The organism is Mucilaginibacter sp. OK283 (assembly GCF_900110415.1).
Lineage (GTDB): Bacteria > Bacteroidota > Bacteroidia > Sphingobacteriales > Sphingobacteriaceae > Mucilaginibacter.
The window spans coordinates 343,078-364,419 of the sequence record NZ_FODR01000004.1 but is presented as its reverse complement, the minus strand read 5'-3'; the positions used below and the strand labels follow the sequence as shown (position 1 = coordinate 364,419).

Below are 21,342 nucleotides of genomic sequence, written 5' to 3'. Positions count from 1 at the left end.
GACGGTTTTTCTATAGGGCCCTAACTTTTATACTCCTGAAAAACACCTCATTACCATGATCCTGTAATAATAAGTGTCCTTGAGGGGCTTCGCCAAAATTTTTCCATATGGTATATTTACTAATGGCAACCAGGTCTTTAAATGCTTTTGAACCACGCTCGTATTCTAATACTTTAACTCCGTTCAGGTAATGCTCAACGTGATTATTAGGATAAACCACTACCCTACCAATGTTCCATGCTCCTATCGGGTGTACAAAGCGCTCCGGTTTATTTGCCTTAATAAGGTCATATAATGAAGCCAGCGTTCTGTCGCCGTCGCGGCCAAGTTTGGCATCGGGGTGTAGTTTATCATCCAATACCTGGTACTCCAGGCCTATTGCTGATCCTGTAGTGACTTCACTCAGGGTAACAAAGTATTTAACACCGCTGTTGGCCCCCGGAGTCAGCTTAAACTCAAACGACAAATCAAAGGCACTGTAATTATCATCTGTAACCACATCGCCGCCGCCCGATTCTTCTTTACCGGCAGATGGCAGCACATGCATGGTTCCGTTGGCTACCTCCCAGCCATGGTTAGGGAAAGTTTTGAGGGTTGCACCACGCCAGCCGGCACTGGTTTTACCATCATATAACAGCTTCCAACCGGCGGCTTTTTCGGCAGCGGTGATACTGTTGGGTTGCAGGTTTACCACATACACATTTTTAGGAAACGGCTTTGATTTTAGATTGGTAGTTTGCAGGTTAAAGTTTTTGAAATATACTTTTTTACCGGCTTGTTTTTCGTCGCTAACCGCGTGAACCTGTAAGGCAATGAAGCCTTTAGTGTCTATGGTATCCACCACATCAGCAGTTGGGATTCCGTTTACCCAGGTTTTCATTTCGTTACCAATGCACTCAATGCGGATGTGATTGTACTCGCCCACTTTAAAGGCATCTTTGGCAGCGGCATTCAAATCAAGTGGGTATAGCCAATCGCGGCGGCCTTCGTCGTAAATACCACCTGTCCATTTACGGTCCGACGGATCAATCTCAAACTGGCGGCCATAAACCAGCCCCTTGCCATCATGACCGGCAGGGTTATAATGGCTACGTGTTTGCACACCAGAGTTGCTCAGTTTGCTTTCTATTTTGGCATCCAACTCTAAAATAAAATCGCCGTATTCTTTTTCGGTAACCAAAAAGGTGTTGCCAGAGTTCAAAACGGTGGTGCCCACAATAGCCCCGTCTTCTACCTTATAATCCGCAGTACCGGCAAGGCGTTTCCAGCCTTTAAGCGTTTTGCCATCAAATATTTTGGTTTGCGCCTGGGTTAATGACGCCGTTGCAAGTAAAAGAGCTAAAGGATAGATGTATTTTTTCATGTTATGATATTTTATTCAAATTATTAAACTATGCAGCCCCCTCTAAATCTCCCCCGGAAGGGGAGACTTAAGAGCACTTTTTTAAGTCCTCCCTACCGGGGAGGGTTTGGGTGGGCTTTACACCTTCACCTCCCAGCCTTTTTCATATTCCCGGCTCCAAAGCTTTTGGGCTTCAGGGTCGTTCAGGATATGGCCGTTAGTTGGATTAATGTGCAGCACGCGGTCAACGCGGTATGATATATTGCCTAACTGCGGCAAAAGGGTCGATTTAAAACCAATTTCGATGGGGCAGTTCAGCGCCGCTACTCCCCTGATGCCATCGATAAAGTTTTTCAGATGAAAGCCGTCAAGCGCCTCGGTAGGGCTAACTTTGTTGGTGCCATCAACTTTGGTATCGTCTTTAACTTCCTTTACCAGCTTGTTATCGCCATCGTAAACCTGGTAGCCATTGCCGCTGCCGTAAAACAGGGTACCTTTATCGCCATAAAACACCACCCCGCGGCTTAATTGTTCAATGTTAAAACCATTACTACTGCGGCTTTCCCATTCTGCAGCCGTGTTGTTGGGGAAATTATACAGGATATTTTGCGTATCGGGCGTTTGCCAATCGTCATTAAAATGGAAGCGGCCGCCGGTGGATACTACTTTGTTAGGATAATCAACCCCCAAACCCCAGCGGATCACATCCAGTTCGTGGGTACCGTTGTTCAACGCCTCGCCGGTTCCCCAGTTCCAAAACCAGTGCCAGTTATAGTGAATCAGGTTATCCTGGTAGGGCTTCCGTGGGGCCGGGCCCTGCCACAAATCGTAGTTTAAATTCGCGGGCACGGGCACTTGCTTGCCATGCCCAATGCTTAGCCTGTGGTTGGTATACCAGCCTTTGGCATAATAGGTACGGCCAATAACGCCGTCATGCAGTTCTTTCACCATAGCTTGTACATTGGAAAAAGAGCGCCGCTGACTACCCATTTGCACCAGGCGATTGTATTTTTTTGCGGCCTCAACAGCCATCTCGCCCTCGTGTGGGTTATGGCTGCAGGGCTTTTCTACATAAACATGTTTGCCAGCCTGGCAGGCCATGATGGTTGCCGGGGCATGCCAATGATCGGGCGGGGCAACAACAACTGCATCGATATCCTTTATTTCCAGCATTTTGCGGATATCGGTAATTCCCTTTGGCCGTTTGCCTGTTATTTTATAAATCTCGTCAATGGTTCTATCCACTACTTTGGAGTCCACATCGCAGATATATCCTATCTCTACATTAGGAATTTTAGCATAGCTCTGTGCCAGGTAAAGGCCGCGGCTATTGGTGCCCATAGAGCCTAAAACTACTTTTTCGTTGGGCGAGCCTTTGAAAAAACCGGCCGCCTTTGAAAGTTGGGGCGCAAGTAAAAAACTTGTACCGGCAACTGACGTATTCTGAATGAACTGTCTTCGGTTAAGCATAGGTAACAGCTAAATTGGTTTACTGTAATTGCCCATGGGGCAGGCGGGCAAATTAGTTAAGTTTTGTAAAGCTTCGAAGAAAACAGACTGTTTTTTTTGAATACCATTGTAATTTAGCTGTTACGTCAATACGTTGCTAACCTAATCGGCCTACCTGAAAAACAAAAAAACAAGCCGGCAGGTAGCCTTGCTTGTCTTTTTAAATGATAAATGTTCAGGTGTGTTAAATTATTAACTATTAACTGTCTACTTTGTAAAATTAGACATCCCCTGTTGTTATAAGGTTAGTAGAAACACGGTATTTGAGTAATTCCTACACGTGTTTTTACGTAAAAAAACGCGTGACTTTCACATCTATAGCTACAGGTTTAAAACCTGCCGCTATAGATGCTTAAATAGATAATTATATTAGTATTGTATTGGCGGAGGTATGAGTTTTGGATTTTGGCGCTGGTGCCAATACGGATATATTGGAGTCAAATCGCTGGCGGCATCCAGCTTTTTAACCTGGTCAGTAGTCAAATTCCAGCCAATGGCACCCAGGTTCTGTTTTAGCTGTTCCTGGTTACGTGCGCCTATGATGATATTGGCAACGGTTGGCCGTTGCAACAGCCAGTTAATTGAAACTTGTGCTACAGATTTACCTGTTTCTTCGGCCACTTCATCCAAAACATCAACAATATTGTACAAGCGATCGAAGTTGGTTGCCGGGCCATGAGCGCCACCTTGTACGGTTCTGGAATCTGCCGGTATGGGTTGCCCCCTCCTGAATTTACCGCTCACTTTGCCCGATGCCAACGGGCTCCAAACTATGGTACTCACATTTTGATCAATAGCTAAAGGCATCAGCTCCCATTCAAATTCCCGGTCTAACAACGAATAATAAGCCTGGTTGGCAATGTACCTGCTCCAGCCATAACGTTCAGATACCGACAGCGATTTCATTAAATGCCAGCCCGAAAAGTTTGAACAGGCAATATAACGTACCTTGCCGCTGGTTACCAGGTCATCAAGCGCGCGCAAGGTTTCTTCCACCGGGGTTGTGGCATCAAAGCTATGCATGTGGTAAATATCTATATGGTCGGTTTGCAGGCGTTTAAGGCTATCTTCTGCCTGCTTTATTAAATGCAGGCGCGATGAACCATAATCGTTAACACCATCGCCCATAGGAAGTGTGGCCTTTGTGCTGATGAGTACCTCGTTACGCAGCCCTTCCAATGCCTTGCCTAATATCTCTTCCGATAAACCCTTTGAGTATATATTCGCGGTATCAAAAAAATTGACGCCGGCATCAAGGCATAAATTAATTAGTTCTTTGGCATCATCAACCTGTGTATTGCCCCAGGCTTTAAAAAATTCGTTGCCGCCGCCAAACGTGGCCGTTCCGAAACTTAATACGGGCACCCTCAATCCAGATGCTCCTAATTGTCTGTATTCCATAGTGTAATTTTAAGCAGAAAGTTTAAAGCAAAAGGCCGTAAGCCTTTATCGCATATAACAAAACTAAAACATCTGTCTCTGTAGCGCGGATATTGCGCATCATCATTTTGTCATTTGTGGCCAGCAAAAATAAAAGGCCAGGTTATGCGCTGTCTTTGTCTTGATTCTTGACTCCTGATTCTATTCGCAGCCCCAATCAGGAACCCTTCTAAATAGCAAATAGCACCTTTAAAGGCCATTGCATTGGTTAACTTTGCGCCAAAATTTAACTTATGGCAACAACTAAACTTACTATTAATAACAATGGATCTGTAAAAATCGATGGCGATTTTGAAATTGTAGATATGCAGGGCAATAACTATGGCTTACAGGGCAGAACAATCGTTTCTATCTGCCGTTGTGGTTTATCGGCCAACAAACCATTTTGTGATGGGTCGCATAAAGGTCATTTTGAGCATGATGCAATCGCTTTTGATTTACCCCCTAAAAAGGTATAATTCGTTTAATAACGGGCGCCGCTGCTGCACCGGCAAATTATCGGTTTTTTATAACAAATGGCTCCTACGGGGCCATTTGTGTTATTATGCCGGTAAACTTGTTTACATAGCGTATATTTATCATAATGAAACAATATTGCATCCTGTTAATAATGATTGTAACCGGTTTAAAAACCTTAGCCCAACAACCAGATACCGTCTTCCTAAAAAATCTGCTGCAATCTCACCCGGAGTTGTTTAAAGGCATCCTCAACCATCCAACACAAAACGAAGTACAGATCCTGTATACGCAGATTGATCGCGATAAAAACAACGTACCACATTTTAAATCATTCAGTTACCGGCTTAATCCAAAGCGATATTTTTATCCGGCAAGTACTGTAAAGCTGCCAACCTGCATTTTCGCGCTCGAAAAAATTAACGAGCTTAAAATTAAAGCCTTTACAAAAAGTTCGGCAATGATAACCGACAGTGCTTTTGCAGGACAAACTAAAGTTAAAACAGATACATCGTCGGCCAATGGCTTGCCATCGATAGAAAACTACATAAAAAAGATACTGCTGGTAAGCGATAACGATGCCTATAACCGGCTGTATGAGTTTGTTGGACGCGAAGAGATTAACCAAAAACTAAAAAAATACCAGCTTAACAATACCCGCATTATTGGCCGGTTGGCGATAAATGATACCGGCGAGGGTACCAAACACACCAACCCTATTGATTTTTACAATGGCGATAAGCTGGTTTACCAAAAACCAGCCTTGTTTGATGGCAATGACTACCCCATGCAGCTGGATAACATGGTTCAAGGAAAAGGCTACCTGGATAAGAATGATAAACTGGTAATGCAACCTTTTGACTTTAGCCAGAAAAACGTTTATACCATTGCAGATCAGCAGATGGTTTTAAAACGGTTGCTTTTCCCCGAAACGTTCGACAAAGCGCAACGCTTCAATTTAACACCGGCAGATTATCGGCTTATCTACAAGTATATGAGCATGTTCCCCACAGAAAGTACTAAACCCACCTATAACCGGCCACAAAATTATCCTGTAATGAGCAAACTGTTGTTTTATGGTGCCGATAGTACCGCTGTGCCCGATGCAAACATCAGAATTTTTAATAAATACGGTGACAGCTATGGTTATAACATTGACAACGCTTATATAGTCGACTTTAAAAATAACGTGGAGTTTTTACTTACAGCTGTTGTGCAATCAAACGAAGATGGTATTTACAATGACAACAAGTACGAGTACGCCACGGTATGCCTCCCTTTTCTAAAAAACCTTGGGCAGGTAATTTATCAACATGAATTGCATCGGCCTAAAAAAAACAAACACGAATTGCCGCGAATGGTATCGAATTACACGAATTGAAAAATTGAATTAGACACAAATTGCCGCAGATTGTATCGAATTACACGAATTGAAAAAGTGGTTTGTGTTTTTTATTCGTGTAATTCGATACCATTCGTGACAATTCGTGTTATAAAATACAATTCAACAAAACTTACCTCGCCATCCTGCGTTTAGTTTTAGTACCATTAAAACAAGCGCATGGCAACTACCATAATTGAATACAAAGATAATTTCCCCATACTTTATGGCGATGACAGGATAAACCTGAACTGGCCGGAACGTTATACATCTATCATTGGTGGTGTAAAACTTGGCTGGTCGGGTTTTAAAAACATTTTCTCGAGCCCGTTTTCAAGTGTTTTAAAAATTGGCGCGGGTGGTTACCTGTTAAACCGGGGCCTCACAGGGCATTGTGAGCTTTATAAGCGCATTGGCAAACTTTCTACCAGCCCTATAAACGTTAATATCCGGTCGTCATTCACAGTAAACCAGCCAAGGCACAAGGTTTACAATTTTTGGCGAAAGCTGGATAACCTGCCGCTGTTTATGAAACACCTGGAAAGCGTGGAAATGATTGACTCTAAATATTCTTATTGGGTTTTAAAACTACCTGCCGATATGGCAACCGTAAGCTGGCATGCCGAAATTGTGAAGGATGAGCCAAACGAAATGATAGGCTGGAGTTCGCTACCCGATTCGGCCATTAATAATGCGGGCAAGGTACGTTTCCAGGATACGGTTGACGGCACAGGCACCGTAGTTGACATTGTGATTAGTTACCAACCACCCGCAGGAGGCATAGGCGCAGGTATAGCGCAGGTATTGAACCCATTATTTAAAAACATGGTTGATAAAGATGTACAAAACTTTAAACAGTATATGGATATTGATAACGGATTCGAAGCATCTTTTGATACGCCGGAGGTTATTATTATATCTTAAAGACTGTCTAAATTTGATTTATCAATGGTTTTATATTTCTCATGAAGCACATATGCATGCGTCATTATAAGGTACTAAGCAATCCCCTGCATGCGAAGTCCCAAATAGTTCGGGATTGCTTCGTACCTCGCAATGACGGTAGTTTAAGACCTCCGTTCAACTATATTCTTTGCACGTCATAACGATTTTTTCAGTTTACCTTAAAGATACAATGACGGTCTGCTTTTTTAATTTTAGACAGCTTCTTAAAAGCATTAAAAAAAGCCGCCTTGCAATATGCAAGGCGGCTTTTAAATTCAATGGCAACGCCGGTGAATGTTATTATTTTACTGCATCAATAACGGCTTTGAAAGCATCAGGATGATTCATTGCTAAATCGGCCAATACTTTACGGTTTAAACCGATTTCTTTTGCTGCTAATTTACCTATTAATTGAGAGTAAGAAATTCCGTGCTGGCGGGCACCGGCGTTGATACGCTGGATCCATAAAGCCCTGAACTCTCTTTTCTTGGTTTTACGGTCACGATAAGCGTACTGTAAACCTTTTTCTACTGTGTTTTTTGCAACGGTATAAACCTTGCTGCGTGAACCCCAATAACCTTTGGCGAGGTTCATGATCCTTTTCCGGCGTCTTCTCGACGCTACTGCGTTAACTGAACGTGGCATGTTGTTTGATTTTGGTAGTGAGTGCCTGCCTTTACAGCCGAACTTAAAACTCTAATACCTGGTTAAAAAAAATTGTGAATTACTTTCCGATGCAAAGCATGCGTTTAACATTTCCACTATCAGCTTTAGAAACTAAGCTGGTGTGGCCAAGGTTACGCTTACGTTTAGTCGACATCTTAGTTAAGATGTGGCTTTTGAATGCATTCTTCCGAGTGATTTTACCTGTTCCAGTAAGCTTAAAGCGCTTTTTAGCACTGGAATTGGTTTTCATTTTTGGCATAACTATTTAATTATATGTGCAGATGTGCAGATATGCAAATGTGCAAATCATTACACCCGCGGGTTTGATCTTTAATGCTTTTTTCATCTGCACATCTGCACATCTGAAATTCGCACATTTAAAATTATTTTTTAGCAGCTTTAGGCGCAAGGGTTAAAAACATCCTTTTACCTTCAAGCTTTGGTAATTGCTCCACTTTACCTACATCCTCCAATGCCTGCGCAAAACGAAGTAGTAATATCTCGCCCTGCTCCTTGTAAACAATGGCGCGGCCTTTAAAGTGTACGTAAGCTCTTACCTTTTCGCCGGCTTCCAAAAACTTAATGGCATGCTTTAATTTAAATTCAAAGTCATGGTCATCAGTGTTTGGCCCGAAACGGATCTCCTTTATAACAGTTTGCTTGGCATTGCTCTTTATCTCTTTAAGCTTTTTCTTCTGCTCGTAAATGAACTTGTTATAGTCCGTTACTTTACAAACCGGAGGTACGGCGTTTGGAGATATTTCAACCAGGTCAAGTTCCTGCTCCTGCGCTATAGCAAGGGCATCTCTTAATGAAAAAATACCTTGCTCTACGTTATCACCTACAAGGCGAACTTCCTGAGCCCTAATGAATTGATTGATGTTGTGTTCAGCTTCTTTTTTCTTAAAAGGAAGCCTTGGTCCTCTATTGAAAGGTTTGTTTAATGCCAAGTTATACTTTTATTTCTTTAATTATTTGTTCTTTAAAATCTTCTATGCTCATACTTCCCAAGTCGCCCAAACCATGTTTCCTTACAGAAACCATGCCTTCGGCAGCTTCTTTTTCACCCACTATCAACATATAAGGGATCTTTTTGACTTCAGCATCGCGTATCTTACGCCCTATCTTCTCGTCCCTGAAATCAATCAGCCCGCAAATATCGGAATCTTTTAACACATCAGAAAGTTTTTTTGCATATTCCTCGTATTTTTCTGATATCGGCAGAATAATAAACTGCTCCGGGGATAACCACAGCGGGAAATTACCTGCGCAATGCTCAATTAACACAGCAATAAAGCGTTCCATCGATCCAAATGGCGCCCTGTGGATCATTACCGGGCGATGTTTTAAGTTGTCACTGCCGGTGTATTCCAGTTCAAAACGTTCAGGCAGGTTATAATCGACCTGGATGGTACCCAATTGCCATTTACGGCCCAGGGCATCACGCACCATAAAATCGAGTTTAGGGCCATAAAACGCCGCTTCGCCATATTCTACAACAGTGGTAAGGCCTTTCTCATCTGCCGCTTCAATAATAGCCGACTCAGCCAGCGCCCAGTTCTCGTCGGTACCGATGTATTTGGCTTTATTATCCGGATCACGTAACGATACCTGGGCGGTATAGTTTTCGAAGCCCAGCGCCTTGAACACGTACAATACCAGGTCAATTACTTTTTTAAATTCATCCTTTACCTGGTCGGGACGACAAAATAAGTGGGCATCATCCTGTGTAAAGCCACGCACACGGGTTAAGCCATGCAGCTCGCCGCTTTGCTCATATCGGTATACAGTACCAAACTCGGCCAAACGAACAGGAAGATCTTTGTACGAACGTGGTTTTGTTTTATATATCTCGCAGTGGTGCGGGCAGTTCATCGGTTTTAAAAAGAACTCCTCCCCTTCCTGCGGGGTTTTTATAGGCTGAAACGAATCGGCGCCATATTTTTCATAGTGACCAGATGTTACATACAGGTTTTTATGGCCGATATGTGGTGTAATTACCTGTTCGTAACCTGCTTTAACCTGTGCTTTTTGCAAAAAGTTTTGCAGGCGTTCGCGCAAAGCGGTTCCTTTTGGCAACCACAACGGCAAGCCCATACCCACTTTTTCGGAAAAAGCGAACAGTTCCAGCTCTTTACCTAATTTCCTGTGATCGCGCTTTTTGGCTTCTTCAATCATGTGCAGGTATTCGGTAAGCTCGCTGGCTTTAGGGAAAGTTACAGCATATATACGGGTTAATTGCTTGCGTGTTTCGTCGCCGCGCCAGTAAGCACCGGCAACGCTGATGAGTTTAACAGCTTTTATAAAACCGGTGTTGGGGATATGCGGCCCGCGGCACAAGTCGGTAAAGTTACCTTGTGTGTAAAATGTAATGGCGCCATCGGGCAGATCTTTGATGAGGTCGAGTTTATACTCATCCCCTTTATCAGTAAAATACTCAATAGCATCGGCTTTACTAACGGGTTTGCGAATGTACTCCTCTTTGGTTTTGGCTAACTCAATAATTTTATCTTCGATCTTTTTGAACTCATCTGACGAAAATTCACGATCACCAAAGTCTACATCATAATAAAACCCGGTTTCGATAGCCGGACCGATACCAAATTTGGTACCCGGATAAAGCGCCTCCAAAGCCTCGGCCAATAAGTGGGCTGATGAATGCCAGAAGGTTGATTTACCTGAAGCATCGTTCCAGGTTAATAATTTAACGTGCGAGTCTTTTTCGATAGGGCGGCTGGAATCCCAAACCTCGCCATCAACTTCGGCTGCTAAAACGTTACGTGCTAATCCTTCGGAGATCGACAACGCGATCTGGGCGGAAGTGATCCCCTTGTCGTACTGACGAACGGAACCATCGGGAAGTGTAATACTAATCATCTACAACTATGATTTAAAGTTTATAAAATTACGTTTGCACAATCACCTACAAAGTGATTGTATATTTTGAGGTGCAAAAATAGGATTATTTTTAGGATTTCGGAATTGGGAATTTCGATTTCGGATTTGAACAAAGTGGTAAGTAAACACATATGCGCCACATAGCATCAAGATATCAACTATTATTTTTTTAGATTGAATTTTTGATTATTTTCAAATCGTTTAATCAACTTCATTTCCATAACCTTTATCACACCAAACAATGATCATCTACGGCACCAAAGCTACCCTTCGAAAAACCGATTTTATTGCAGATGCATGCCCGGCCTGCGGCGCAGGTAATGTAATGCAGATGAACGTATTTCAACGGTACGCTCATGTGTACTGGATACCGTTTTTCCCAATCGGTAAAACCGGTGTTTCGCAATGTACCAATTGCAAACAGGTGTTAAAATTCGACCAGATGACACCTTCGCTCAAAATGAGCTATTACAATATTAAAAAGCATACTGCGATACCTGTGTGGACATTTTCTGGTGTTTTTATTATCGCACTGATAGCAGTAGGCGTAACTATTTCCAGCAGGCAAACGGCAAAAAAGGTGAGCAGTATGATTACTTCGCTCAAAAAGGATGATATCCTTCAAATTAAATTAAAGGATAACGCATACACCCTGATTAAGGTTAACAGGGTTGTTGGTGATAGTATATATTGCGTTGCCAATAAGTATCAAACAAATCTGGAATCGGATATTGATAATTTAAAAAGTAAGGAGTTTGAAACCGAAGAAGATGGCATAAGTACCGCCGATTTGAAACTAATGGATAAAAAAGAGCAGATATTGGATGTTGAAAGAAATTAGAACCTTTCGCAGAGATATTTTTCTTTAATAATGTTGATGTGATGTAGTTCATGACCTGCAATATGATACGCTAAGGCCCTCACAGTGGCATCATTTGCTGTGCCTGTGCCATGTCCCATTCTGTTAAATGCGTCTTCGGGCAGCCCATTAAACAGGGCTATGGTTGATCGCCTTACCGCATCGTATTCTTCAAAAATATTATCGAGTTCCCGGTTGTCCGCATCAGAGTATTCAGCATAAGCATCCTGATCAAATCCAATAAGGCCATTTTTTTCGTTACGCGCAAACCTAAGTGCCCTGTAGGCATAAATGCGCTCATCGTCAATAATATGCACCAGCACCTGCTTTATACTCCATTTTCCTGGCGCGTACCTGTAGTACAAAACTTCATTTGGTAATGCATATATTAATTGTTTTATGCTATCGAAGCAATCTTGCAGGTGCTTTAACAGTAAGCCATCTGCCGGCACCAGCTTCATGTACATGATAGCATATGGCGGATATTCGTTTACCTGTGGAGGGTTTATTATTCTCATAATAAATTATCAGTTAGCTAAAAACCATCAAAACCAATCCAAAATTCAAACATTCCCCCACCCCAACGCCAATACATCAGCAAGGTGAATTGTGCGGATAGGCAAGCTATTTTTATCGATATAGGTTTGCAGCTGCATTAAACAAGACGCATCTGTCGAAATGATGTATTCTGCACCGGCGGCTAAAGCATTATCTACTTTTTGCTGCGCCATAGCTGTAGAGATAGCCTCAAACTTAACGGCAAATGTACCGCCGAAGCCGCAACAGGTTTCGTTATCTTTTAGTTCAAGCAGTTCCAGTCCTAATACTTTGGAGAGGAGTTGCCGTGGCTCGGTTCTGATCTTGCACTCGCGCAGGGCGGCGCAGCTATCGTGGTAAACGGCTTTGCCGTCCAGTTCGGCACCGAAGTAATCAAACTGGAGGATGTTTACCAGGAAATCCGACAGCTCATAAATATTACCCTGTATGGCCCGGCATTTATTGTGCAGGGCTGTATTGGTAAATAAATCGTTATAGTAATTTTTCACCATGCCTGTGCACGAGGCCGAAGGTGTAACGATCACGCTATCTTCCGAAAAATCATTCAGGAATTTACTGCCCACTGCTTTGGCATCATCCCAAAAACCGGCGTTAAATGCCGGTTGCCCGCAGCAGGTTTGGTTTGGGTTAAAACTCACCTTACAACCTGCCTTTTCAAGCACTTTTATGGTATTAAAAGCAGTATCAGGAAATAATTGATCTACAAAACATGGTACAAACAGCTCTATCTTCATCGGCACAAATTATTCGGCGCTAAATTCCGTATTATTTTTATTGTTTTTTTCGGCTTTCAGCAAAGAAAACAATAAAAACAATCCAACGATAAAAAATAATCCTAACACCAATACTGAATTGCGCGGACTGCCGGTTAATTCTTCAATAAAACCGAAGCTAAACACCCCGGCAACTATAGCCAGCTTTTCGGTAACATCATAAAAGCTGAAGAATGATGCCGTATCGGGAATATTTTCCGGAAGGTATTTTGAATAGGTAGACCTTGACATAGATTGTATGCCCCCCATTACCAGCCCCACAACAACGGCAACCAAATAAAACTGGGTATCGGTAGTTGTAAAATATGCGGCTACACATACACCTATCCAGATAATTACTGTACCGATAAGTACCCGCACGTTACCAAAAATGCCCGACAGCCTCGACATTAAAGTAGCGCCGCCTATGGCCACCAGTTGTATAATCAGGATGATTGAAATGAGTGCTGCCGTACCCATATGCAGCACTTTTGCAGCAAAACCCGTTGCCACAAGCATAACAGTTTGTAACCCCATGGAGTAAAAGAAAAACGCGGGCAAAAATCTTTTTAGCAGTGGCATGCCTTTCACTTTTTTCCACACGTTGCCTAATTCAATAAAACCTCCTTTGATAATATTGTGCTCATGGCTCACCGCATTCGGGCTACCTTTGGGCAATACAGAAAAAGGGATCAGAGCGAAACCTATCCACCACAAACCTACCAGCAGAAATGATAACCTTGCCGGGAAGCTTTTATCTAATATTCCAAACCAATCTGGTTTTAATACAAAAAGAAAACAGATTAGCTGCAATAACACGCTGCCAATGTAACCATAGGTAAAACCTTTGGCACTCACGTTATCCTGCATATCAATGGTAGCTATCTCCGGCAAATAAGAATTGTAGAACACAAAACCACCGCTATAACCAATGGCCGCCAGTGCAAAGGCGATAATGCCCATCTCCAAAGTATCTTTTGTAAAAAAAAACAAACTACAGCAGGATAACGCGCCGATACAGGTAAAAAACTGCATAAATATTTTCTTGTTGCCCTTGTAATCGGCAATAGAGGATAATATGGGCAGCAGCAAAACCATCACCATATAGGCAGCAGCAAGGGCATAATCTGACAATGCCGTATTCACGAAGCTTTTACCGAAGAAGATTACCCTATCGCCATTTTTAGCGTTAGCTGTGATGGCCACATAATATGCCGGAAAAATTGTTGAGGTGATGACCAGGTTATAGGCCGAGTTGGCCCAATCAAAAAATGCCCAGGCCCGGATGGTTTTCTTGTTATTTTTGGTTTCCATTGATAAGATAAAAGTAGCGAAAAAGAATTGAGATACAAGCCCACGCTAACTGCGACGCCTTCATTTAGCTCCTTAAATAACAATGCGCCCCAGCAGAGCAGACTTTACAGCGTAAACGCTTCTAAATATTGAGCAGCAATGATGTGTTATTTAATAATAGCTAATGGAATAAGCTTATGATGCCAAAAAGGCGTAAGCATCAAACAATGCCTTGTGTTCGTTGCCCGGTCACGGCAACCATTATATGCGCTTAAATTTGCGCAAAGCACCATTTTAGTGTTAACAATGAATAAAATATAAATTATTGATTATCAAATATTTATAAATAAAATACGTAAAATGTGTTAAGTTATGTTAACCCAATTTCCACGCGTATGCCCTGTTAGAATTAAAACTGGCTAAAAAAAAAGCCCTTTGCCAAAGTAGCAAAAGGCTTTATTTTTTAAGCCCTTCCTTCCGGGGAGGGTTTGGGTGGGGCTTATTTCACCGTTGGTTTCCACTTTTCCTGTAGTTCCTTGATAAAGTATCCGCCTACAACGCTGCGCGCCTGGAAACCTACCTGTTTGCCATCGGTGGTTTCGTGCCAATCGCTTAGGGGTACGCGGGTTGGGGTTTCCATGGCGTATTTGTAAACCGGGGCAACAAGGGTCTTAAAATCGTCGTTGCTTTTGGCCAGGGTGGCTGTCCATATAATCCAGTCGCTTTTGGTATAAGTTTTACGGCTATCCAGTGGTAAGCCAAATTCGTTTTGTTTGCTGAGATAAAATTTAACCTCGCGGTCATAAACCGATTGCGGGAACAGGTTTAAGCCAAGAATTTTATCCCAAACAATATTATATTTCTGGCTCCAGGTTTCAGGTTTTTCAAACACCAACGAGTAATGGTCGCCGGCATCGGCCAGTTTCATCCATTTAGCAACCATTTCTTTAGCTATTGCCCTGTACTTAGTACCTGTAGCTTTATCGCCCATTAAATCGGCCAGGTGAGCGTAACAGCCCACTCCTACTATGGCTTTGGCAGATAAGTTTGCGTTGCGCGCCAGGTGACCGGCAAAATCATCGGTACACAACTGGTTGGCCGGGTCGCCGCCTTCGCGAACCAGGTAGTTAGTCCATGCGGTTAAGGTTTTCCAATGCTTTTTAGCATAAGCAGGGTTATTGCCATTTGCTTTAACAATGGCCGCTGTAAGCGCCAGCATATTGCCCGACTCTTCAACCGGCATACCTTCGCCATAAGTTTGGCCGTTTGCCAGCGGGTAGGTACCTAAATCATGCGCCGCAAAATCATGCGGAAATTTACCGGTTTCGCTGAAATAGAAAATACCATTCAGCATACCTTCCATCAGTTTTGGATTGTAAATGAGGAATAATGGCGCCGAAGGATAAGTTACGTCAACAGTGTTAATAGATCCATTACTAAAATTCTCTTTCGATAAAAATAAGAGTTCGCCCTGCGGACTTTTTACCAATATATGAGCGCTTATTGCCTGGCGATAAGCCAACACGCAAAGTTTAGCATATTTATCACCACCTGCTTTTAGAGCATCGTGATACATCAGTGCGTTAAAAGTCGCGCAGTTTTTAGTAATCACGGGGTAATCGGCTGCTGCTTTAGCCAGCAGCTGGTCAATAGTTTTAATTTGCGCGTTTTGCCAGTATGGTTTTAAGTTTACATGAAAGTACTGAACGGGCGTGATATCATCGTAGCCCAATTCAACAAAATGTTCAACCGCTGTTTTACCCACTTTACCAAATGGCACTATGGTATTCAGTACCACGTCTGTACCTTCTTTAACGGTTGATTTACTATCGTTTTTAAAAAACGAAGTAACGGCTTCGTCGCCTGTGCTGATGTACTGTGTGGCAGTTGCCGATTTTGGCGCCGCAACATACATGTATCCCCAATCTATCCGTAAATCATCGCCCCGTTTTTGTAAAATAGGCTGCTCAATAGTCCCTGCTTTTAATACCGACAAAGTGCTTGTTTCATACTTTTGGGTTGTAACAGGCTGTGATGGTTTGTTCCGGGCAATATCCGCAGATGCGCCTAAATAAACCTGCACGTTGTGTGCCTGGCCGTTATTTGATTTTACACTGTAAGTAATGTACGATATTGGCCGTGCCATCAAATCAAGGTTATTCATTAACAAGGGTGATGTAAACGTTACTTGCAAATCAATTTTGCCGCATTTAAATGCGTACATGGTTTGGGTTGCCGTAACCTCAACATGGGTTTGTTTAGCTACCTGAATATCGGCATGTTGTGTAGGTTTTAGTTCATCTGCAAAGCCAGCATCAAGGGCAGCACCGCCACCGGTATTGGTGCAATGTAAAGCCAATATGTTTTCGCCTTCTTTTAGTTTACCGGCTACATCACCCTTAAGCGACATCAATTGCAAATCGCCATTGGCGCCGCTGCTTACGTTTATTTTTTCGCCGTTAAGGTATACTTCGGCTTCATCATCATGGTGAAGTTTCAGGAATAATTTATTAATGTCTGCTTTGTGAAAGGTAAACACCCGGCGCACCCAAATGTCGCGGCTTGTCCATACGGTTTTACCTTGTTTGGGGTCGTCGCTAAAAGGCGCAGTACCCGTTTTCCATGCTGTATCGTCAAATTTTCCGTCGGCCCAGTTATCTGATGGCTTTGTTTCGGTATACTTTACTTCGTAAGGTTTTTCATCGCCGCCGGGTACCAGGGTTTTGTAGTGTACCGGTTCCTTACCCATAAAACGGTAAACCTCGCCATCCACCTTTATCAGGCCCAACAAGGATTGATCTTTTCCTGTCCAGTGGTGAGTTGTTGATTCATTTAAATCATCGGTAGACGACCAGATGCTGAAATAAGGATTGTGCGTAATAAGCGGATAGGCCGGCGCCTTAACATCCTGCGCCCGGGCAAACAGCCCCAATAGTGAAATACAAACGGTTAATGGAAACCTCTTCATGTGTTTTAGTAGTGTTATTATATAGATTGATAAGTACCAACGGTAAATATTTGGTTTTCTTTTTCAATTAATAAACGCTTTTACCAGAAAGCGTCAAATAGACGATTAATTGATACGAATTGTAGAAAACGAATGTGCAGATATGCAGATTTCAGATGTGCAGATGAAGAATTATTTGAGGATGTGAAAATTTGAAGATTTGAAAATGAACTAAGTCATAATGCTCCTTTACTTCATTAATCGAAATTCAGACAAAATTCTGTCAATCTTTAATTCGATAAATTCAGTTTTTTTAACTACGGCATTGGCTGAAATCAAACCGTCATCTCATTTAATATCATCTGAAATTTAAAATCTGCAGATCTGAAATCTGCACATCTGCACATCCGACACCTACTTGAACAAATCGAAACTATAACTTGCGGTGCTCCAGAAATCGTCTAAGGCGATGATTCTGGGTTTGAAAAAGGAGATTAGTGCGGGCCAGTCGTTTTGGTTAAATACGCTTACGTTGGGCAGGGTTTTGATGATACGGCTTACCGTTTTATGATTATCATCGGTAGTGTGCAGCAGCCATTCCCACTCCTCGCCTATGCTGGCGTCAAATACCAATTTAAGTTCTTTAAACTGATCAAAAATCAGTTCTTGTATGCCCAAATCGGGGTGCGAAATTTCGACGCTAATAAATGCCGATCTTTTATCGGCCTGCATTTTAAAATGCAGGTGCTTGATGCCTGTTTTATAATTAACCCAGTTTATGCGCAAACCATCGGCCGATGGCTGCGGTGCAATATATTGGCCAAAAGCTGTCCAGAATGCCTGTTTAATTTGTGATGCCTGATCGCGCGAGTACAATAGTTGTTATATTTATTATACGGCGAATTTATAGATTATTTTGCGCTTTGTATAAACGCTACCACCTGAGCCTGTTCATTTGCTGAAAGCGGCCCGCCGGTATAGTCCCACTTTAATTTGTTATTATCGTAGGTCAGCCGCCCTAAAAAAGCCGGGTTAAGTACATCTTCTACCAGCGGTAGGCTGTCCCCTATTTCGGGCGCTATTTCCTGCAGCTCCAGTAAGTGGGCCACGCCATGGCTGTCGCCTTTATATAAGGCGTAAACGCCCGTAAAATCAAGGCTGTTGTTTGATGACTGGGTTTGTACCGGCTCAATGATAATACTTATAGGGATTCCGTTGTCTTTATTGATTTGATAGCTTACTGTACGTGGCATAGTTTAGTTTTTGTTTATTAGTTGTATTACAAGTTAGCGCGGAAATTGTTCGGGCCGATAAGGCATCAAAAGAAACTAAATTGGGGGACCTGCCGCTTTTTTTATTCGTGATATTAATTTAACAACAAAGTAATGAGGCAGATAAACAAAAAACTAAAATTATCTTTTATAATTTACCCTAAAACACTATCTTTGCGACCTGTTAAAAATCCTAATGCGGAAGTGGCGTAATTGGTAGCCGCACCAGACTTAGGATCTGGCGCCGCGAGGCGTGGGGGTTCGAGTCCCTTCTTCCGCACTTAAGCCCCGTATCTTCAGATACGGGGCTTTTTTGTGGGGATACAAAGGATCATCCCCCAACTTTTCAGGGACATAATAAAATATAAATCGTCGGGGCTTATAAAAGGATTGAAACAAAAACCCTCTAAATCGCTGATTTAGAGGGTTTTTACACTGCGAAGAATCGCTTTTTGTGCGCCCACCTGGGCTCGAACCAGGGACCAAAAGATTATGAGTCTTCTACTCTAACCGACTGAGCTATAGGCGCGGTTATTTGTGTTTATTTAACGGGTGCAATTTTACATATTTGCAGGCAAATAACAAAACCCTTTATGCAAAATATCAAAAATATCATCTTCGATTACGGTAACGTTATCTTTAATATCGATTTCAGAAAGGCCCAGCAAGGCTGGAACCAGTTGGGTATCAGTAATGCTGCCGAATTTTTTGGCCATAAACAACAGGACGAAATTTTTGATAAATTTGACAGGGGAGAGGTGTCGGCAGAAGAGTTTAGGGACTATATCAGGCAAAAATCGGGCAATTCCAGCCTTACTGACGAGCAAATAAACGGCGTGTGGAATAGTATGTTACTTGGAATTGAGCCAGGCAACCATGAATTGCTGCTGGATTTGAAAACAAAATACCGCACATTTTTATTGAGTAACATTAATGCAATTCACTATGATCACATCATGGCATATCTTAAAAAAGATTTTGGTTTTGATGGTAACGGCCATCTTTTTGAAAAGGCATATTACTCGCATCTCATGGGCAAGCGGAAGCCAGAAGCCAGGATCTTCCAACTTGTACTGAATGAAAACAATCTTAATCCTGCCGAAACGTTATTTATTGATGATAGTCCGCAGCATTTGGCTGGCGCCGAAAAACTGGGTATTCAAACACTTTTAATGACCAGGCCGGATACTATTCAGCAGTTTTTTAAAAGATCGGGCTTGTAAACAGAACTGCCCAAACATCAATAAGCGGTTGTAGAATAAGTTCAACAACCAGTTCAATGCGAATAGCCAAGACGGCATTAAATGCATAGGCTATGCATTTAGTTAGAATACTGCCGCTGGTATTTATTCCTGTAATCAATAGGAGACAGACCCGTAATACGCTTAAATGTAGTACGGAAAGCTTTATTGTCTGTGTACCCAACGTTATACATCACCTCATTTACGTTATCGCGCGATGTTTCCAGGCTTACTTTGGCCGCTTCTATTTTTACCCGCTGAATGTATTCGGCTACTGTATTGGATGTTGCTTTTTTGAAGCGACGCTCCAGATTTCGCCTTCCTAAGGCAAACATAGATGCCAACTGTTCAACGCTTATCTTTTCTGAATAATTTTTCTCAATAAATTCCTGGGCTTTCTTTATCGGATCGTCTGAATGATCCTTTTGTCCCTGGAAAATAATGAATGGCGATTGGTTGGTACGTTCCATTTCGATAGCAAATACTTTCGAACTTAAAATAGCCATATCCCGGCCGGCAAATTTCTCTATGAGATATAGTATCAGGTTAAGGTACGAGAATGCCCCGCCGCTGGAGTAAATGCCCTGTTCATCGGTAATAATTTTTTCAGTCACCAGGTTTACGTCCGGAAACATGGAACGGAACTGGTTGGCGGCCATCCAATGGGTGGCACAGCTTTTACCTTTTAACAAGCCTGTAGAAGCCAACAAAAAAGCCCCCATACATAAACTGGCAATTTCGGCGCCGTTTTTATATTGATCAATGATCCATGGAATAAATTCTTTATTGTTTTCAATTGCACTCGTTATTTCGCCATCAAGTGCAGGGATAATAATCAGGTCTGTTTTTTTAACGTCCGAGATTAAGAGATGCGAATTTACGGTAAAGCAACCACCGCTGATAGGCGTTTCAGCTTGCAGGCCAACCAACTCTACTTTAAAAATCGGCTCTTTTCCCATCGATAAAAAAAACTGGTTCACCTGGGTAAATAACTGGCGCGAGCCTTCCAGGCTACCCAAAATTGCGCCCTTTGGTATTAAGATAGATATATGCTTCATATTTCAAAAATATAATAAAGCAATAACGCAAGCAAGATTTAGCGCAGGTTATTTGCTACCGGGATATTTATTGAATATGCTTGTTAGTTAATTGTTTAAATACAATTGATAAATGCTTCGCGCAGTATTTATACTTATGCTATTATTGCCTGCCTGTATATTGTACACCGTTGTTTTGCCGTGCCTGGTTTAATGCCAAGACGATGGCCGGGTTGCTTTACCTATCATTGATACGGTCACATATAAACTGGTGCCTTTTAATTCTCCATCAAGTTTATTTAAAATACCGACCGTTTTGCTCCGGATCTAAAAATAGTTTGGCATGACCATAATTTGGATTGCAAGTCGTTATTTGACACAGAAAGTTCTCGCTTGGCAGCGTATTGGCAGTTTTTTTTAAGATTTTTTGTCAGTAAGATTGACAATTGTCATGTGTACTGACAAATTGACAAAAAAAAATATTAAAATACTAAAGAGGTAAAAATGGGACTCAATAAGCACTGTTTTTCCTTTAATATTCAAAATTTGATCGTTTTTTTCATCCTTAATATGCTTTTAGGGCTTATTTTAAAAATTTCATCGTTCAATATAGCCCTTTTTATACAATGTCATGTTTTTAAACCATGATCTTTTAGTTTTTTTCTGATCCGGAATTTTACAATCAAAAAACAAGCCTTATTTTTTTCCGAATGTTCAAAGCATCTTTTTATTTTTCGAAATAACACC

19 protein-coding genes and 2 tRNA genes are annotated in these 21,342 nt (G+C 42.0%); 6 read left to right on the top strand and 15 right to left on the bottom strand.

Annotated features, from left to right (window positions below; genetic code table 11):
* Positions 1-10 precede the first annotated feature (10 nt).
* The 3 genes from BMX56_RS12395 to BMX56_RS12385 all read right to left on the bottom strand — a co-directional run bounded on the left by BMX56_RS12395 (position 11) and on the right by BMX56_RS12385 (position 4,252).
* Positions 11-1,363 (bottom strand): 3-keto-disaccharide hydrolase, encoded by a 1,353-nt coding sequence (locus tag BMX56_RS12395; protein ID WP_090647371.1) that lies wholly within the window; start codon positions 1,361-1,363, stop codon positions 11-13.
* Between the two features lie 117 nt (positions 1,364-1,480).
* The gene (locus tag BMX56_RS12390) at positions 1,481-2,812 is read right to left on the bottom strand and encodes a Gfo/Idh/MocA family protein (RefSeq protein WP_090647367.1); all 1,332 of its coding nucleotides are present in this window, start codon (positions 2,810-2,812) and stop codon (positions 1,481-1,483) included.
* A 408-nt stretch (positions 2,813-3,220) separates the two neighbouring features.
* Entirely contained in the window at positions 3,221-4,252 is a 1,032-nt protein-coding gene (locus BMX56_RS12385) for an aldo/keto reductase (protein WP_090647363.1), read from the bottom strand.
* A gap of 272 nt (positions 4,253-4,524) precedes the next feature.
* Here BMX56_RS12385 and BMX56_RS12380 point away from each other — a divergent pair, with 272 nt between their 5' ends.
* The 3 genes from BMX56_RS12380 (at position 4,525) to BMX56_RS12370 (ending at position 7,052) form a co-directional block, all read left to right on the top strand.
* Positions 4,525-4,749: a CDGSH iron-sulfur domain-containing protein gene (locus tag BMX56_RS12380; protein WP_090647357.1), complete on the top strand. Its 225-nt coding sequence runs from the start codon at positions 4,525-4,527 to the stop codon at positions 4,747-4,749.
* A 125-nt stretch (positions 4,750-4,874) separates the two neighbouring features.
* A complete protein-coding gene (locus BMX56_RS12375) occupies positions 4,875-6,128 on the top strand; it encodes a serine hydrolase (protein ID WP_090647354.1) in 1,254 nt (417 codons plus the stop codon).
* Positions 6,129-6,308: 180 nt separating this feature from the next.
* Positions 6,309-7,052: an SRPBCC family protein gene (locus BMX56_RS12370; protein ID WP_090647351.1), complete on the top strand. Its 744-nt coding sequence runs from the start codon at positions 6,309-6,311 to the stop codon at positions 7,050-7,052.
* Positions 7,053-7,373: 321 nt separating this feature from the next.
* Here BMX56_RS12370 and rplT read toward each other — a convergent pair whose 3' ends face one another.
* The 4 genes from rplT to thrS all read right to left on the bottom strand — a co-directional run bounded on the left by rplT (position 7,374) and on the right by thrS (position 10,616).
* Positions 7,374-7,718, bottom strand: a complete 345-nt coding sequence (gene rplT, locus BMX56_RS12365; protein ID WP_076369188.1) for a 50S ribosomal protein L20 — start codon at positions 7,716-7,718, stop codon at positions 7,374-7,376.
* A gap of 79 nt (positions 7,719-7,797) precedes the next feature.
* Positions 7,798-7,998, bottom strand: coding sequence for a 50S ribosomal protein L35 (rpmI, locus tag BMX56_RS12360; RefSeq protein ID WP_090647347.1), 201 nt, complete (start codon positions 7,996-7,998; stop codon positions 7,798-7,800).
* A 124-nt stretch (positions 7,999-8,122) separates the two neighbouring features.
* A complete protein-coding gene (gene infC / locus BMX56_RS12355; RefSeq protein WP_090647343.1) occupies positions 8,123-8,689 on the bottom strand; it encodes a translation initiation factor IF-3 in 567 nt (188 codons plus the stop codon).
* Between the two features lies 1 nt (position 8,690).
* Positions 8,691-10,616 carry a threonine--tRNA ligase gene (gene thrS, locus BMX56_RS12350; RefSeq protein ID WP_090647338.1) on the bottom strand — a complete coding sequence of 642 codons (1,926 nt, stop codon included), beginning with the start codon at positions 10,614-10,616 and terminating at the stop codon, positions 8,691-8,693.
* Between the two features lie 262 nt (positions 10,617-10,878).
* On the opposite strand from thrS, the gene BMX56_RS12345 reads away from it, so the two are divergent.
* The gene (locus BMX56_RS12345) at positions 10,879-11,478 is read left to right on the top strand and encodes a hypothetical protein (protein WP_090647333.1); all 600 of its coding nucleotides are present in this window, start codon (positions 10,879-10,881) and stop codon (positions 11,476-11,478) included.
* Here BMX56_RS12345 and BMX56_RS12340 read toward each other — a convergent pair.
* The 6 genes from BMX56_RS12340 to BMX56_RS12315 form a co-directional block, all read right to left on the bottom strand.
* Entirely contained in the window at positions 11,475-12,014 is a 540-nt protein-coding gene (locus BMX56_RS12340; protein WP_090647329.1) for a DinB family protein, read from the bottom strand. The two genes, BMX56_RS12345 and BMX56_RS12340, sit on opposite strands and share 4 nt — an antisense overlap.
* 45 nt (positions 12,015-12,059) lie before the next feature.
* Positions 12,060-12,788 (bottom strand): (Fe-S)-binding protein, encoded by a 729-nt coding sequence (locus tag BMX56_RS12335; protein WP_090647326.1) that lies wholly within the window; start codon positions 12,786-12,788, stop codon positions 12,060-12,062.
* Between the two features lie 9 nt (positions 12,789-12,797).
* Positions 12,798-14,120 (bottom strand): MFS transporter, encoded by a 1,323-nt coding sequence (locus BMX56_RS12330; RefSeq protein ID WP_177183792.1) that lies wholly within the window; start codon positions 14,118-14,120, stop codon positions 12,798-12,800.
* Positions 14,121-14,598: 478 nt separating this feature from the next.
* Positions 14,599-17,067 carry a glutaminase family protein gene (locus tag BMX56_RS12325; RefSeq protein WP_090647317.1) on the bottom strand — a complete coding sequence of 823 codons (2,469 nt, stop codon included), beginning with the start codon at positions 17,065-17,067 and terminating at the stop codon, positions 14,599-14,601.
* A 393-nt stretch (positions 17,068-17,460) separates the two neighbouring features.
* Positions 17,461-17,922, bottom strand: coding sequence for a DUF4268 domain-containing protein (locus tag BMX56_RS12320; RefSeq protein ID WP_090647312.1), 462 nt, complete (start codon positions 17,920-17,922; stop codon positions 17,461-17,463).
* A 35-nt stretch (positions 17,923-17,957) separates the two neighbouring features.
* Positions 17,958-18,299 (bottom strand): hypothetical protein, encoded by a 342-nt coding sequence (locus BMX56_RS12315; RefSeq protein ID WP_090647309.1) that lies wholly within the window; start codon positions 18,297-18,299, stop codon positions 17,958-17,960.
* A gap of 216 nt (positions 18,300-18,515) precedes the next feature.
* Here BMX56_RS12315 and BMX56_RS12310 point away from each other — a divergent pair.
* Positions 18,516-18,597 (top strand) — tRNA-Leu (locus tag BMX56_RS12310).
* Positions 18,598-18,772: 175 nt separating this feature from the next.
* Here BMX56_RS12310 and BMX56_RS12305 read toward each other — a convergent pair.
* Positions 18,773-18,846 (bottom strand) — tRNA-Ile (locus BMX56_RS12305).
* Positions 18,847-18,910: 64 nt separating this feature from the next.
* Here BMX56_RS12305 and BMX56_RS12300 point away from each other — a divergent pair.
* Entirely contained in the window at positions 18,911-19,540 is a 630-nt protein-coding gene (locus BMX56_RS12300; protein ID WP_090647305.1) for an HAD family hydrolase, read from the top strand.
* A gap of 98 nt (positions 19,541-19,638) precedes the next feature.
* On the opposite strand, the gene BMX56_RS12295 is transcribed toward BMX56_RS12300, so the two are convergent.
* On the bottom strand, positions 19,639-20,616 hold the full coding sequence (locus tag BMX56_RS12295) for a GlxA family transcriptional regulator (RefSeq protein WP_090647301.1): 978 nt from the start codon (positions 20,614-20,616) through the stop codon (positions 19,639-19,641).
* Positions 20,617-21,342 lie beyond the last annotated feature (726 nt).